Annotated in this window: 12 protein-coding genes; 6 read left to right on the plus strand and 6 right to left on the minus strand. The window is 62.3% G+C overall.

What is annotated here, in order from left to right; all coding sequences use genetic code 11:
• The 5 genes from EN750_RS02555 to EN750_RS02575 form a co-directional block, all read left to right on the plus strand.
• Positions 1–1,395: hydantoinase/oxoprolinase family protein (locus EN750_RS02555; RefSeq protein ID WP_145967370.1), on the plus strand; the 1,395-nt coding region annotated here is incomplete at its 5' end.
• 13 nt (positions 1,396–1,408) lie between these two features.
• Positions 1,409–3,613 (plus strand): hydantoinase B/oxoprolinase family protein, encoded by a 2,205-nt coding sequence (locus tag EN750_RS02560; protein WP_127395546.1) that lies wholly within the window; start codon positions 1,409–1,411, stop codon positions 3,611–3,613.
• Complete coding sequence (locus tag EN750_RS02565) at positions 3,610–4,104, plus strand: acetone carboxylase subunit gamma (protein WP_127328812.1); 495 nt, start codon at positions 3,610–3,612, stop codon at positions 4,102–4,104. Before EN750_RS02560 ends, EN750_RS02565 begins: the two co-directional genes overlap by 4 nt.
• Positions 4,105–4,192: 88 nt before the next feature.
• Positions 4,193–5,020 carry an SDR family NAD(P)-dependent oxidoreductase gene (locus EN750_RS02570; protein WP_127395547.1) on the plus strand — a complete coding sequence of 276 codons (828 nt, stop codon included), beginning with the start codon at positions 4,193–4,195 and terminating at the stop codon, positions 5,018–5,020.
• A 184-nt stretch (positions 5,021–5,204) separates the two neighbouring features.
• Positions 5,205–6,518 (plus strand): O-antigen ligase, encoded by a 1,314-nt coding sequence (locus EN750_RS02575; RefSeq protein ID WP_127395548.1) that lies wholly within the window; start codon positions 5,205–5,207, stop codon positions 6,516–6,518.
• Between the two features lie 191 nt (positions 6,519–6,709).
• Here EN750_RS02575 and EN750_RS02580 read toward each other — a convergent pair whose 3' ends face one another.
• Positions 6,710–7,975: a polysaccharide biosynthesis/export family protein gene (locus EN750_RS02580; RefSeq protein ID WP_164761652.1), complete on the minus strand. Its 1,266-nt coding sequence runs from the start codon at positions 7,973–7,975 to the stop codon at positions 6,710–6,712.
• A 100-nt stretch (positions 7,976–8,075) separates the two neighbouring features.
• Entirely contained in the window at positions 8,076–8,753 is a 678-nt protein-coding gene (locus EN750_RS02585) for a sugar transferase (protein WP_023811581.1), read from the minus strand.
• Positions 8,754–9,354: 601 nt separating this feature from the next.
• Here EN750_RS02585 and EN750_RS02590 point away from each other — a divergent pair.
• Complete coding sequence (locus tag EN750_RS02590; RefSeq protein WP_023811582.1) at positions 9,355–9,630, plus strand: hypothetical protein; 276 nt, start codon at positions 9,355–9,357, stop codon at positions 9,628–9,630.
• 97 nt (positions 9,631–9,727) lie between these two features.
• Here EN750_RS02590 and EN750_RS02595 read toward each other — a convergent pair whose 3' ends face one another.
• The 4 genes from EN750_RS02595 to EN750_RS02610 form a co-directional block, all read right to left on the minus strand.
• Positions 9,728–11,572: an ABC transporter ATP-binding protein gene (locus tag EN750_RS02595; protein ID WP_127395549.1), complete on the minus strand. Its 1,845-nt coding sequence runs from the start codon at positions 11,570–11,572 to the stop codon at positions 9,728–9,730.
• Between the two features lie 8 nt (positions 11,573–11,580).
• Entirely contained in the window at positions 11,581–12,567 is a 987-nt protein-coding gene (locus EN750_RS02600) for a serine kinase (RefSeq protein WP_127395550.1), read from the minus strand.
• Positions 12,564–14,486 (minus strand): lasso peptide isopeptide bond-forming cyclase, encoded by a 1,923-nt coding sequence (locus EN750_RS02605; RefSeq protein ID WP_127395551.1) that lies wholly within the window; start codon positions 14,484–14,486, stop codon positions 12,564–12,566. The genes EN750_RS02600 and EN750_RS02605 overlap by 4 nt, the downstream gene beginning before the upstream one ends.
• On the minus strand, positions 14,483–14,978 hold a 496-nt coding region (locus EN750_RS02610), incomplete at its 5' end, for a lasso peptide biosynthesis B2 protein (protein WP_127395552.1). The genes EN750_RS02605 and EN750_RS02610, both read right to left, overlap by 4 nt.

Genomic DNA, 14,978 nt, shown 5'->3' on the forward strand with positions numbered 1-14,978 from the left:
AAGAAATACGGCTTCAAATATGGCGTGCAGACATTGCTCTCCTTCGGCGGCCTGACCTCGATCAACCACCCGCGCCTGCATGAAACCATGATCTCCGGCCCGATCGGCGGCATTCTGGGCGCTGCCTATGTCGGCAAGCTGATCGGGAACGACTCGCTGATCTGCTCGGACATGGGCGGCACCTCTTTCGACATGGGCGTCATCACACGCGGCCAGACGCGGATCGAGAACGAGCCGCTGATGGACCGTTTCAAGCTCAACGTGCCGACGCTGCATCTCGACACGATCGGCGCCGGCGCCGGCATGATCCTCAAGGTCGATCCCCTGACCAAGAAGGTCTCGCTTGGGCCGGAAAGCGCCGGCTCGGATCCCGGTCCGATCTGCTTCGATCGCGGTGGCACCGAGCCGACCATCGCCGATTGCGACGCCATCCTCGGCCGCCTCAACCCACACTATTTCCTGGGCGGCAAGGTCGTGCTGCAGGTCGAAAAGGCGCGCCGCGCCTTCGAGGAAAAGTGCTCCAGCGTGCTCGGCGTTGGTGTCGAGGAAGCCGCGGAAGGCATGATCGACATGCTGGAGTCCGATGCCAACAACGCGCTGCGCCGGGTCATTTCCGGGCAAGGCATCCATCCCTCCGAATTCACGCTGCTGTCCTATGGCGGCTCGGGACCTTTGCATCTGGCCGGCTGCTCCAGGGGCATCGGCTTCAAGGACATCATCACCTTCCAGTTCGCGGCCGCCTTCTCCGCCTTCGGTTGCACCACGGCCGATTTCATGCGGCGTCATTCCGTCTCCACCCAGCACGACATCCCGTCACGCGCCGACGGGGCTACGCTGGCCGCCTTCGGCGCCAAGGTCACCACGGTCTGGAACGACCTGACCAAGGCAGCGGTCGACGAGATGATCGCCGACGGCCATACCAGGGAGAAGATCAGGACCGTGCCGTTCCTGATGATGCGCTACACCGGCCAGCTCGAGGACGTCGAAGTCATGGCGCCGCTGGCCGAGGTCGGTTCGGCCGACGACATGCGCGGGGTTATCGACGAGTTCGAGGCGGTCTATGCCAAGGTCAACCATCGCGTGTCGCGCTATGGCGAAGCCGGCTTCACCATCACCGAACTCGGGCTGATCGCCACCGCAGACAAGGTCAAGCCGGTGCTGCTCAAGCGGCCGCTCGGCAAGTCTGATCCGGCAGTCGCCCACAAGGGCGTGCGCGAGGCCTATATCGGCGGGCGCTGGCACAAGGCCAATCTCTACGAGATGGATCTGCTTCAGCCCGGCCATGAAGTCATCGGCCCGGCCATCATCGAACATCCCGCCACCACGCTCGTCGTTCATCCGCAGGACCGTGTCCATGTCGATGAATGGACGCTGCTGCACTACACCCACGCTTGAGAGGGCGACCGCCATGTTGGACAAACCTGCCTCGGCCCTGCGCCTTCGCGAAAGACTGCTCGATTCCGAGCGGCTGATGGAGGAGACCGGCTGCTATGACGGCATCACGGAACTCACGCTGCGCAACCAGGATCCGCTGAAATTCGAGACGCTGCACACCAAGCTGCGCGCCTATTGCGTCTCGGCACGCGAAATGGCGCGCCGCATCTCGGCCTCGCCCGGCGTGCGCGAGGTCGGCGAAATGGTGGTCGCCATCTACACGCCCGAGGGCGACGCCATCGCTCTCTCCAACGGCATCATGGTGCACGTCCATACGATGAGCCGCTTCATCAAATGGATGATCAAAAACGGCTACGAGGACAACCCGCGCATCCGCGAAGGCGACATCTTCGCCAACAACGACGCCTTCATAGGCACCGTGCAGGTGCCCGACGTGATGGACGTGGTGCCGATCTTTCATGAAGGCACGCTTGTCGGCTGGGCCGGCGCCGTCTGCCACGAGCTGGAGGCCGGCGGCATTACCCCAGGCGGTGATGTGTGTCTCGCGCAGGAGCGCTTCACCGAGGGTCTGTTCGTCTGCGCCGAGAAGATCGGCGAGAACGACGAGATCCGCCGCGACTACGTCATCCGCTGCGAGCGCAATCTGCGCATGCCGATCTACTGGGTGCTGGACGAGAAGGCCAAGGTCGCCTCCTGCATCGATATGCGCGAAAGCGTCAAGCAGCTCATCTCCGAGATCGGCCTCGACTACTGGATGAAGGTGTCGAAGGAGTTCATCGAGGAAGGCCGCCGTGCCCAGCTCGCCCGCACCCGCCAGCTCACCGTCCCCGGAATCTATCGCGGCCACACTTTTTACGGCCACGTCACCGCAGGCAAACCCGGCTTCCAGCTGCTCGGCGATCCGGACTGGCTCTACAACATCCCGATCGAGATGGAGATCACCACCGACGGCAAGATCACCATGGACTTCGAGGGCACGCAGCCCTGGGGCTACCATTCGATGAACTGCACGCCGGCCGGCATGGATGGCGGCATGTTCGTCACCTTGACCCAGCACATGAATTTCGAAGGGCTGGTCAATGACGGCGCCTGGATGGCGACCGAACTGAAACTGCCGCACGGCACCTGGACCAATCCCGACAACGAGATGGTGGCGACCGCCACCTCGTGGGCGCTGCTGCTGCCAGCCTATGGCGTCTTCCAGCGGCTTTTGTCGCGCAGTTTTATCGCGCGTGGCTTCGTCGAGGAGGCCTTCGTCGGTCAGGTCAACAGCCCCATGATCGAAATGGGTGGCCAGAGCCAGTACGGCACGCCGTTCGGCATGGCCCATTTTGAATGCGCCGCCGCCGGCTCCGGCGCGCTCGCAATCAAGGATGGTCTCGACACCGCCTATGTCGGCTGGAACCCGGAATCCGACATGGGCAACATCGAGGTCTGGGAACAGTCGATGCCGATGGTCTATATCGGCCGCTCGATCGTGCCCAACTCCGGCGGTGCCGGCAAATATCGCGGCGGCTGTTCCTTCGTCTCGACCTGGCTGATCAACAAGACGTCGCATCTGCGGCTCCACACCTCCGAACATTCTTCGCGCGTGTTCGACAATGGCGGCATGTGCGGCGGTTATCCGGCGCCGACCTGCCAGAAGCATCGCGCCGTGCGCAACTCAGACATTCACGAACTCGCGGCAAAAGGCGAACCGCTGGCGCATGCGCCCGGCATCGATCCGCATGTCTCCGACTACGAGCGGAACATCGGTGGCGACCATGTCGTGGTCGAGGGCCCCTACATCACTGCGCCGCACAAATCCGGCGACATCTTCAGCCATTCCTACAATGGCGGCGGTGGTTACGGCGACGTACTGGAGCGCGATCCGATCAAGACCGCCTGGGATGTCGAGAACGGCTTTCTCACCCGGCAAGCGGCGGACCAGGTTTTCGGCATTGTGCTGAAGGACGATGAAGACGGCTATCCCATCGCCGATATCGACGCCACGGTCGAGCGCCGCGCCGCCATGCGCAAGGAGCGTCTGGCCAAGGCGGTCCCTGTGGTGGATTGGATCGCCAAGGAGCGTGGTCGTGTCGAAAAGGCCGATTTCGCCCCCGAGGTGAAGAAAATGTACGCCAGCGCGATCAAGCTGTCGCCGCGCTTCACCAGCGAATTCAGCGAGTTCTGGAACGTCGATGCCAGATCGATCTTCATGCCGGGAGCAAAGCCATGACCTCGTATAGCAAGGAAGTCCTGGGCGATCTGGCCGCAGGCAAGCTGCCCTGGCCACAGACAAGGCGGATCATGAGTGCCTACAAGGACGATGACCGTTTCTTCAAGATGGTTGCCGTCTATCAGGATCGTGTCGCCTGGAAAGATCCGATCCTGCTGCCGGTCTCGGACCATCTGTTCATCTGCCAGAGCGGCGATGAGCGCATTACCCGCTGCGAATGCGGCCACTCCTTCGGCGACTATCGCAAGAACTGGAAGCTGAAGGCTGCGATCAACGTCCGCAACACCGAGGGGGCTTTGCGCGAAATCTATCCCAACAGCGATCTCCCCGATCCCGAATGGATGGAGATCCGCGAATTCATCTGTCCGCAATGCGGCACGCTGCACGAAGTGGAAGCGGCGGCACCTGGCTATCCCATCGTCCACGATTTCGAGCCCGACCTCGAAGGCTTCTATCGCGAATGGCTAGGCAAACCGCTCCAGCAAACATGAAACGCTGGCGATGGAGGCTGCGCCGGTGTGATTGCCAAATACGGTCAGGCCTGATTGCCTGCCCGGAACGAAGTGGAGACCGTGCGCCATGAACAACCTTTTCGGCCGTAGCGCCATCGTTACCGGTGGGTTCTCGGGCATGGGCTTTGCCATTGCCACGGCTTTGGCTGAAGCCGGCGCGAACGTCGCCGTCGGCTCCTACATCGCGCCGGCCGGCGCCGACAGGTCCGATGCCGCCTATTATCCCGGCGCGGACGAGATCGGGCGCGTGCGTGCGGCTCTTGCCGCCCACGGAACGAGGGTTCACGCCGCTCATCTAGACGTGCGCGACAGCGACGTCGCCAATCGGTTCGCGGCTGACGCCGAGGTGGCCATCGGCCCCGCCGATATCCTGGTCAATGCCGCTGGGACGACCGCGGAGCAGCCGGTCTGCGGCCATTCCGACGCGCTATGGGACAAGATCGTCGATACCAACCTGACGGGCGCCTTCCGCGTCACGCGTGCGGTACTGCCGGGCATGATCGAACGCGGCTGGGGCCGCATCGTCAACATCGGCTCAACCGCCGCCTCGGTCGGCTGGAAGGACAACCCAGCCTACTGCGCGTCCAAGGCCGGCCTTCTCGGCCTCACACGCTGCGTGGCGCTGGAAGGGGCAGCGCATGGCGTCACCTGCGTCATGATCAGCCCGACCTGGGTCGAGACCGAACTGATGCGCCGCAATGTGGCGCAGGTCGTCGAGCGCCAAGGCAAGGGGCGCACCGCTGAGGAAGCGATGGCCGAGATCGCCAAAAGCAACCCGCAGCAGCGCATGCTGCAGCCGCAGGAGATCGCGGCTCTGGCGGTGTTCCTGTGCTCGGATCTCGCCAAGGGCATCACCATGGAGAACATCCAGATCACCGGCGGAGCGCTTTGGTAGCGGCTGATCTCTCCGCAGATGCCTCGCTGTAAGACAAGGTGACCGGATTTGCCATTGAGCGCCGGGCGCAATAGGTTATATTGCACTGCACAATGGAGACGCCGTTTATTGCACGCCCATATTTGCGAAGATTCCGGCCGGCTCATGGCTTGCCGGCCCTGGGTCGTGTCGGCGGAACCCTGAGATGAAGATTCCAAAGTCCCTGCTTATCGATCCCGAGAAGAATTCGGTCTATGGCGCCTTTGCCGTAGCCGTTTCGATCTGGGCGTTTTCTTATTCGGTCATCTTCGGCCAAATCTTGATCCTGGCCTATTATGCGGTCTGGCTTCCGCTCATCCTGGTCGATTACCGGCGGTTTCTGCGGCATCTGTCCAGCGCCTGGCTGCCGCTGCTGTTTGCGGCCTATATCTGCTTCTCGGTTTTCTGGTCGCAGGCTCCCGGCGTCACCGCAAGGACGTCGGTCCAGTATTTTTCCCATATTGCCTGCGCCTACGTAGCTGCGCGCACCGTCAGCGTGCGCACGCTGACCATAGGGGCGCTGGTCGGGATATTCGTCGTCCTTCTCTATTCGCTGAAGGTCGGGAACTATTCCGAGGATGTCCTCGACGGCACCGTGAACTTCGTCGGCGCCTTCGCCTCCAAGAATCAGATCGGCTTTGTCGGCTCGCTCGGCATCTATTTCTGCGTTGTCTTCCTTGCATTCTACAGACGCGGCCGGCTGAGCTTCATACTGGCGGTGCCCGTCGTGCTGCTGTCGGCCTATGTCCTGGTCGCCTCGCATTCCGCCACCTCGATGGCCTCGATACCCGCGGTTCTGGCGCTGGTGGCGCTTCTTGCGATGAGCAAACTTCTGTCACGCCGCTATCGCCGGGTCATCTTCCTGATCGGCGCGGGGCTGCTGGTCGTGACGGCCTTCGTCGCCTTGAATCTCGGGCTGATGGACTTCGTCCTCGGCCTCTTCGGCAAGGATTCGACGCTCACCGGGCGAACCTATCTGTGGGAGCAAGGCTGGAACACGGTCCAGAAATCGCCGATTCTCGGCGTCGGCTATGCCGCCTATTGGGTGCAGGGCTTCGCTGAAGCCGAGCGGCTGTGGAACGAATTCTACATCACCACCCGCACCGGCTTCCACTTCCACAACACCTATATCGAGGCCCTCGTCGAACTCGGCTTCGTCGGAGCGACGCTGGTGTCGCTGATCATGCTGCGCACGCTCTACGGCCACGTCTCGGCGGTGATCTTCAAGGCATGGCAGGCGGACTCGGTGATCCTTTTCGGCGTGATGGTCCTGCTGCTGATCCGCTCCTTCGTCGAGGTCGAGATACTGAATCCCTACATCATGGGTTCTTTCCTGATGTATTTCAGCTTCTTCAAGCTGGCGCGGCTGCCCGTTACCCGCAGGCGGCGGTCACCGGCTCTGGAGCCGGCTGACGCGGCCGGGGGCGAGACTGACTGGCCTCGGTATGCCGGCCATCCGGCGGGCGCCGGTCCCTCATAAACTATCATCTCGCGGGCTGAAGGGAGCGGCCTTCCTTTTTTGAGCAAGCATGTGCTCGGACGGGAAGCCTCGATCCCGAGACGGCTATTATGGTTTCCGCAGGGAGATGTTCAAACAACTGAGCCAGAGCCTCATCCCGATTTGTCGGGTGAGGCTCTGGCTCGAAACACTGGATCGTGTTGGAAGTCGGTCTACTGGCTGGCCAGCGGCGCCAGCTTGATCTTGATCACATCGCCAGGCAGCACCGGGGTTTCTTCCTTGGCGGCTATTTCGGTGGTCTTGCCGTCGACATTGCGCACCAGTGAATAGAGCAGGGTCGGCTGCTGATCATTTGTCATAGCGGCCGCCATCGCGGGATCGCTGGCCTGGGCTATCAGGCCTTTCTGCATGTTCACCTTCAACGCGGCCTCGTTCAGGTCGGCTTCGGTCTGCTGCCGGTCAGTGGCGAGACTTGAACTCAAGGTGTTCTGGGCATCGATAGCATCCTGCTTCGCCTTGCTGATCGCCTGCTTGGCGGTGAGGATGGCGGTTTCGTAGTCCAGGATCTTGCCCTGCAGGTCGGCCACGGACTGGCGCGAATCCAGCAGTCGGGCATTGGCGATCAGGCCTTTTTGCGCCAGCGGACCGATGCTGGCGAGTTGCTGCTGCGCCAAGTCGACCTGCTGCTGCTGATTGACGATCTTCTTCTGCAGCGACTCGATTTCAGATTCCAAAACCCCCTTCAGGTCGTCGAGCGCCTCGAGTTTCAGCTTCAGCGCCTTTTGGTCGGCCGTCAGAATCGTCATCTCGTCCGCCACGATGGCTGGCAGTCTCGGATCGCCCTCGACCTCCTTCGGCACGTCGAAACTCGCCTTGCCGGCCATATCCGCATCGATGCGGGCGCGCCTGACGATCAGTCGGATGCGCTGGTCGTCGGAGATGTCGAACATGCCCTTGGCGGTGACCAGGTCCTTGCCGAGCTGGGGGCCGTAATCGGCGTTGCGCCTGATGCCGCCGGCGACGCTGATTGCCTTCAACACCGTCAGGTCCGGGACATAAGGAAATTGGCCTGGGTTCTGGACTTCGCCCGAAATGTAGAAGGGCCGGAACTGCGCCATCTCGACCGAGGCTTCCGGTCGGTCCGACAAAGCGAGCTTTTTCTGCAGCGCCTCGCCGATCGCCGCCGCGATTTCGGACGTGGTCTTGCCGGATGCCGGCAACTCGCCGGCGAACGGCACCGACAGCGTACCGGATGGACCGACCGTGTACTCGCCATTCACCGCCGACCAATCACGAAATGTGCCTTCGACTGTCTGCCATTCGGCGACGCGGATGGTGAGCTTGTCTTGCGAGCCGAGGCGATAGTCGCCGGCGGCGGCGATGTGCGGGACGACGAGCGCCATGGCAAGGCATGTGGCCAGCAAACGCGCCCGCCGCAGCCGGCCGGAATCCGGGCCGCTGCGAAAGGCTTCGAACAAATCTGTTTTCAACTCAACGTTCCGATCCGTTATAGCCCCATCGCCCGATGAGCTTGCGTCGAATGGCCGATGCCAATGTCTGGCATTGGCCACCGGCCGGTCAGTAAGAACCACGCGACATCCAGACGGCCGGGACGGTCTTGATGATGATGCGAACGTCCTCGAACAGCGACCAGTTCTCGACATAGTGGCGATCGAAGGCGACGCGGCTGTCATAGGACACATCGTTGCGGCCGCTGACTTGCCACAGGCCAGTCAGGCCCGGGCGGGATTTCAGGTAATAGACGGCGGACGTGCCATAGATCTCCAGCTCGTCGCGCACGACCGGACGAGGGCCGACAAGGCTCATGTCGCCCTGCAGGATGTTGATGATCTGCGGCAGCTCGTCGAGGCTGAGTTTCCTCAGCACAGCTCCGACACGGGTAACGCGCGGATCGTTCTTCAGCTTGCGGGTGGCGATCCATTCCGCGTTGGCATCCGGGTTGGTGGCGAGATAGGTTGCCAATACCCTGTCGCCGTCCGGAACCATGGTGCGGAACTTCAGGCAAGGAAAAATCCGCCCGCCGCGTCCAATTCGCCTGTGACCGTAGAAAATCGAGCCGCCGTCGGAAAACTTGACCAGCAGCGCTATCATGACAAACAGCGGGCTGAGTGCGATCAGTCCAATCAGTGAACCGGCGATATCGAAGCTGCGTTTGAGCAAGCCGCCGATCGGTGGCGGAAAATCGATGTCAGCCTGCGAAAAGCTCGCCGTGGCCGACTTGGCAACGTCCCTCATGCCGTAAACTCCATGCGTTGAACGAATGGTTCAGCGCACGATACCAAAAAAATGTTGCAGCGCAACACACAATTTACCACCCCATTGAAATAGTCACGTCATGAATTGACTAAATAATAAGCTTGTCATGCACAAATTTCGGCGTATTTAGCACATTTGTGACAATAAATGGGCACGGCCGAAAAAATAGAGGCCTTTGTGGGGCGGTTTTTAGGCGGACCTACCTATTTGCCAAGGCAAGCTGCAAATTAGTGCTTTATCATGCCCTGATGCTTGGTGAAAACCGTATAAAATACTACTTAATATTGTCTATCTTACTGAAAAATGCCGAGGAGAGGAGATCGGCTTAGCTCCCGTTGCGTGCATTGCAGCATGGCAGAGTCGATCGCAAAAGCTCGATCAAAAATATCCGAAGTTGCCCTTGCCGCCTATTGCTCGCCTTAATAGAATTGCAAATTATACCTGTCACGGTGACGACAGGTGGAAAAGGCCGGAAGCAACCGGTCGAGAGTGGGCGACCTTAACAAGCCCACATGACAAGGGACGGCGCTCGGGTGGGGCAATCGTGATAATACCCGAGCCGGTTTATGGGCTGTTGGGTATGGCACTTCCAAAATTCATCCTCGGGATGATTTTCGCTCTGGCGATCGTCGTCGGCTGGTCCTGGCTGGGCGGAGCGTCGATAGGCACGATATTGGTGCGCGTCATCATCTGCGCCGTGATCATTCAGGCCGGCTATTTCGTGCTCATCTACACCATGATCGCCAGGAGCGCGCCGACGCCTGCCGACATAGCCCGTGACGCCGAGCGCAAACTGAACGCACCAGAGGTCGCCGAAAGCGAGAAGCTGGGCGGTGCCAGGCGCGGCCTGCATTGATGCAGATTGCTCAAACCTGCCCCCGGTTTGTAGGCATGCTTCGAAACAAGAGACTAGGCGCCGCGTGAATCCGTTTCGGCGCGACTTGGTCGCCGGCTCACGCGACATCGGCGGGTTCGCCCTCTGACTGTTCCCCCGACAGCATCCTCGACAACCGGCTGCCGGTTTTTTCCTTCAGCCGCTGATATTGGCCGACCTCGACGATATGGCCGTTTTCCATCGCCACCACCCAGTCGGCGAAGGCAATCATCGACGGCCGGTGCGCGATGGTCAGGATCGTCATCGTGCCGCGCAATCCGTCGATCGACCTGGCGATCAGCGACTGGTTCTGCCAGTCGAGCGCGCTGGTCGCCTCGTCCAGGATGAGCAGTGACGGCTTGCGCAGCAGCGCGCGCGCGAGCGCGATGCGCTGGCGTTCGCCGCCCGAGAGCCGCACGCCGCGATCGCCGACCACCGTCTCGAGCCTGAGGTCGAGCCGTTCGACAAACTCGCCGGCGTGCGCCTGATGCAGCGCGGCCCACAGGTCGCCATCGCTGGCCCGTGGCGCGGCAAGGCGCAGGTTCGCCGCGATCGTGTCGTGCAGGAGGAACACGTCCTGCGGCACATAGGCCACTTGGTCGCGCCAGCGACGGCGATTGCTGGCATCGATCTCGACGCCGTCGACAAGCATCATGCCGGTGGTGGGCTCCAGCAGGCCAAGCAGCATATCGGCGATCGTGCTCTTGCCCGATCCGGACGGGCCGATCAGGGCGGTGACCTTGCCGGCGGGCAGGCCGAAGGTGATGCCGCTCACCACCACCTTGTCGCCAGCATCTCCATAGGCGAAGGAGACACCGCGAATATTCAATCCCGTATTGAGGGAGAGTGTCCCGGCGTCGGCGAACTCGGTATGGCCTGGTTCGCGTTCGGCATCGAAACGTGCCTGCAGGCTGCGCATTGCCGTAAAGGCGGGCAGGTTGATCAGCACTTGCTGGGCTTGCGTCTGCATGTCCATGAAGCGCGGCGCGATGCGCATGAAGACCAGGAGCAGGACGACGATCTCGGCCAGCGACAGGTTGAAGCGAACCAAAGCCACATAGATGAACAGGCTCAGGCCCACCACGCTCGCCACTTGGAATACCGCGGTGCCGATGGTGCTGTTGCGCACATAGTCGATGTTGTCGGCCTTCATCCTTTCAAGCGTCGACCGCAACTGCGCGAAATAGCTGTCCTCGACATTCAGGCTCTTGGCCACCTTGATGCCGCCGAGAAATTCCGAGACCGTCCGGTACTGATCCTGGCGATTGGCGGTCAGCACACGGCCGAAGGCAGTGGCCCGTGTCCGGAAGGGCTGCAGCGCCACGAACATCAGCATGCCGATGACGACGGCAAACAGCGTCATGACCGGCGAGATGAACATGGAAACCAGGAGATAGCCAGCCAGAAGAACGGCGATCTGCACCAGCATCAGCAGTGAGAACCCCGCGCCCTGGACGCGGTCGATGTCGCCGGTCAGGGCATGATCGAGGTCGGAACTGCGCATGCGGGTAAAAACGCCCCAGCGCGCCTTGCCGATGCTTTCGAACAGGTTCATGCGAACGCGGTTGACGAAATCGAACAGCAATTTGGCCATGTAGACCGACTTGAAGCGATTGAACGCCGCCTGCGCTGCAACCAGCCCGACCAGCGCGCAAAGCACGGTCGTCAGCTGCAGCGTGCCGTCAGGCACCAGCCAGCGCACGAAATCATTGTTGGGCAGCCGAACAGCGAAATCCTGGTCGGCGCGTCCGACCAGATGCAGCAGCGGGATGAGCAGCAGGATGGAGATGCCCTCGGTCAGGCTGCCGAGGATGAGGAAGAAAAGCGCCGTCCATGTTCGCCGGCCGCCGATCCGGGCAATGGCCGCGCCGAATGCGGCAATTTCTCGAAACAGCGACAGGCGAAGGATTGGGGGCTTCGACATGGTTGCGCTCACGACCGCCGGCTGCCAGCCGACAGATCCTTTTCGATCAGCTCCACGGCTTCGCCGATCCTGTCCAGGCCCGTCGGGACTTCCAGCCGGTACACGCCGATATGGTTAGCAATCCATGAACATTGCTGAAGATGCGCCGCCGCGAAGTCGCCGGGGAGGGCCGCGCGGCCGAAGCGCGTCACATAGGAGAATTTGATGATGGCCGGCAGGGCGGCAATGGCGGGCAAGGGCGTGATGCCAGCCCTTTCGCCGCGCTCGAGGATATAGATCCTGGTCGCCGGCACCTTATCGCCCGAAAAGTCACCGTTCAGGCGATGCTGCATCTTGTCGATCGCCGGATGCACTTGCGGCCGCACTTCCGCTTCCCCGAGCGAGATCGCCGCCGCGGCGTCGGCCGCCAGCTTGATCTGCGGAAAGCCCGGAACGGTCATTGGCTCACTCGGATTGGCGAGGTCCAGCGCCACCACATCATCGGTAAGCAGTCGATGCCCGGCCCGGATCATCGCACTTGCGGTCGTCGACTTGCCGGCACCCTTGTCACCCATGAAGATGGCGCTCGTGCCGGCGGCGGCGATGGCGCTGGCATGCAGGACAAGCAGGCCGCGCCGGTGCAAGAGCAGCGCCATGACCGGGCCGAGCAGCGGAAACGCCAGCAGCGCGTCGTCGACGCCGGGCGCCGGTTCAATGTCGATACGGTTGGAATCGGTGATCAGGAACGCGCCCACGGCATGCCAGGCCAGATATTGCCGGTCCGCCTCGAAGCGAAAGTCGGTCGCGGCTTCGGGCGCCGGCTTTGGCAGGTCGATCGCGCCGACGGCGATCACGACATCCGCCGCCCCGGGCGGCGCCGGCTGCAGTTCGGGCAACATCACCTCCGACGCGATGGTCAGACCATAGGCGCGGTAGAAGCGGCGTTCTCGCATGGCCCGGCCATGCGGATGGGGATTATCACTGTATGCGGCCATCGGCTCGTTGCGCGGCATCACGTGGGGCTCCCGCCGTGCTGGAGTTGCCGCAGCCAGAGCGACAGCGAGGCCGAGCGCCAGACATACTGGACATCCAGGGGGGCTGCCTGATCGGGCTGGCGCAGCAGTCGCGCATAGGCAGCACTCACTTGCGGCAGATTGACATAAGGCGCGATGCGGCCTGCATCCGAGACCAGCAGCTGTTCCAGGAGGTCGCGATGATTGCGCAGCATGCCGTTGACGAGATTGGCGGTGAAGTCGATCTTGTCGCGTCGCCACTGCACCGCCTCCGGCAATACGCCTTGCATGGCGCGACGCAGCACATAGCGACCAAAGCCGTGGCTCAGCTTCTCCTCGCCCGGCAATGCCAGGCAGAACTCGACCAGCGGCTTGTCCCAGAATGGGTATCGCGGCTCGACGCCGAAATTGGCGGCGGCCTTGTCGAGAACCTCGAAAGCATGCGGGACATAGCCGTTCGACAGGATCCAGCGATGGCTCAAGGCGTCGCTGGCCTGAACGCCGGGCGGCATATAGCCGGCCCGGTGAAACCGGTCGACAAGCTCGGTGCGCTTGGCAAGGTCCGGATTGATCAGGTCGCGCCAGCTTCGTGCGCGCTGCACCTGCGCGGGCTTGCGGATCCTGTTCAGGGCACGGTTGGCCAGATGCCTCAGCTTGGCGATGCGCCAGGCCGGCCCGTAGAGGGTCAGGAACTGGAGATAAAGGCCAAGCGTGCTGTCGCCATAGGTATTGGAGGCGCTGCGGACCTCGCGCCACAGATCCATCCATCGGCCGCCATTCGCAAGCTCGTGCAGGTGACCATGGCCTTGGGAAACGACCTCGTCGCCGCCATGGCCGTCCAGCAGCACCTTGATGCCCTTGGCGCCGGCAGTCCGGTAGACACCGCGGGTGAGCGTCAGGCCCGGCGCCAGGAACGTTCCTTCCTGTTCTACCAGCACGCGTTCGAATTCGGCGAATGGGGCATAGTTGCCGACCGGGATCAGTGTCGCGTCGACCTTCTGCTGGTCGAGAACGGCATCGATGAAGGGCCGCTCGTCCATCGGCGAGCCCTTCTCGAAAACCAGCGAGAAGGTCGGCAGCTTCGGCTTGCGCGCAGCGGCATTCTGCAGGCCGGCGACACAGGCGATAGATGAGGAATCGAGGCCGCCGCTCAGCATTGCGCCGACTGCCGAGGTCCCTCGCATGCGGTTGCGCACCGATTGCGAGAACAGATGGGCGAATTCCTCCGATGCATCCGACCGCAAGGGCCGCGCCGACGGCTCGATCTGCCAGTATCGACGCAACATCACCTGTTGCGCGGTGACGGTCAGGCTGTGGCGGGCCGGCAGGCTGAATATATCGCTGTAGGGGGTCGACTGCGGGTCGTCGGGAAGCCCGGCCAGGAAGCCGGAGATCTGGCGCTCGCTGACACGTGCGCGGATACCTTCGACGCCCAGGATCGGCCCGATCTCGGACGCGAAGGCAAAACGCCGGTCCGCCGCGTGGTAGTAGAACGGCTTAACGCCAAAATGATCGCGCGCGCAAAACAGCGATTGCCGCTCGTCATCCCAGATGGCGAACGCGAAATCGCCTTGCAGATGCTCCGGACAGGCTTCGCCCCAACGCAGATAGGCCCGCATCAGCACCATCGCGTCGGCCACCGACTGGTCGCGGATACCGAGCCTGGCCAGCAACTCGTCACGGTTGTCCAGCCGGCAATCGGCGGTGATGGCGAGCCGGCCGCCAGCCATCGTAAAAGGGCCTGGGCCGACCTCATCCGATGTGTTGAGCCAGGCGTGGCCAAGGGCGATGCTGGTGTCCAGCCACCAAGAACTGCCGTCGGGACCGCGATGGCGCATGCGCGCCAGCATTTGCTGAATGTCTGCCGCCGCGACCGCCGGTGCGTGTGCTCCGCGCAGCAGGATTCCGGCGACGCCGCTCATCGGCTGCTGTGGTCGACGAGATGGGCGAAGCCGTCGATCGATCCGCCAAGCACGATATGGTTGTCGCTGACCAGCCAGGCATGTGCTTTCAACTGCTCGCCCGTACCACGTTCGATGCCGATGCGTATCGTCGATTCATTGCCTTGGCGGGCGAGAATATACTGGCCGGAGAGCGCCTGGGTCAGGCACGTAGCGTAAGGGACGAAACGGGCCGCGGCGGCAACGCCCCAGGCGACACGCCGCAGTTCGCCCATTGAAGCGCACTGCCGCGCGTCTAGGCGCGTCACCAGGCTGCGTACACGATTGTAGGACAGCAGCGTCAGCCCCAGCCGAACTGTCGCTACCACCAGCAGGCAATGGCCAAGGAAGATCATTTCCGAGCCGCTCAGGGAGAAAATCCTGACCAGCCCGTGCCGGCTTCCGCCGCGCTTCGACTGCTTGAAGCCTGTTTCCCTCGCGGGTTCCTGCCGTAAGGCCGTGGCCCGCGAAACC

Origin of the sequence: Mesorhizobium sp. M7A.F.Ca.ET.027.03.2.1 (assembly GCF_003999175.1) — a bacterium.
Taxonomy (GTDB): Bacteria; Pseudomonadota; Alphaproteobacteria; order Rhizobiales; family Rhizobiaceae; genus Mesorhizobium.